Raw genomic sequence first — 536 nt, 5'->3', positions numbered from 1 at the left:
CAGCATCAGATCCTGAACCTCGGTCGGCGTCATCGGCCCCTTGACCAACTGGTCCAGCAGTTCCTTGGGCAACTCAGGCAGCGGCCCGCGGGCCGCTGCCTGACGCGCTACGGTTTGCCTCTTCTTCTTCATCGGCATATCCATGACTTTTATACCTCATGATATGCCCCGCCCACGAAATGACGGATAGGTCCTGCCTGGAGGGTGGTAACCGACCCACAACTGCCCTTCGATCCCGCGTACCCTTAACGGCGGCTTCCAAGGGCGCGGATTCAACCGGTTGCCGTCCCGGCGGTCCGCAGCGGCCTCAAACCGACCTTGAACGGCCCGTCGGGCACGGGTGTACTCAAAGGCAGCTTCCAAACTACAACGGTCGTTCGGGCGGTCATGTTGGCCGGCGGGTCATCGGTGCGGATTCAACCCGTCGATGCAACGAATTGATGAAAGCGCTCAGCCGGTGTATCGAAGTCTAGCGTCTTTCGAGGACGCTCATTGAGCCGCTTGGCAACAGCGTTGAGCGTGGCCTGTGAATAGGC

Annotated in this window: 2 pseudogenes; both read right to left on the bottom strand. The window is 60.4% G+C overall.

Features of this window, described 5'->3' with window-relative positions:
* A pseudogene (locus GD429_RS40070) lies at positions 1–132 on the bottom strand (IS256 family transposase); the annotation flags it as partial.
* 284 nt (positions 133–416) lie between these two features.
* A pseudogene (locus GD429_RS40065) lies at positions 417–536 on the bottom strand (IS30 family transposase); the annotation flags it as partial.

Source organism: Burkholderia sp. BE17, from assembly GCF_009362305.1.
In the GTDB taxonomy this organism is placed as follows: Bacteria; Pseudomonadota; Gammaproteobacteria; order Burkholderiales; family Burkholderiaceae; genus Burkholderia; species Burkholderia pyrrocinia_C.
The sequence above is the reverse complement of the archived record's forward strand: the minus strand, read 5'-3'. Positions and strand labels throughout refer to the sequence as shown.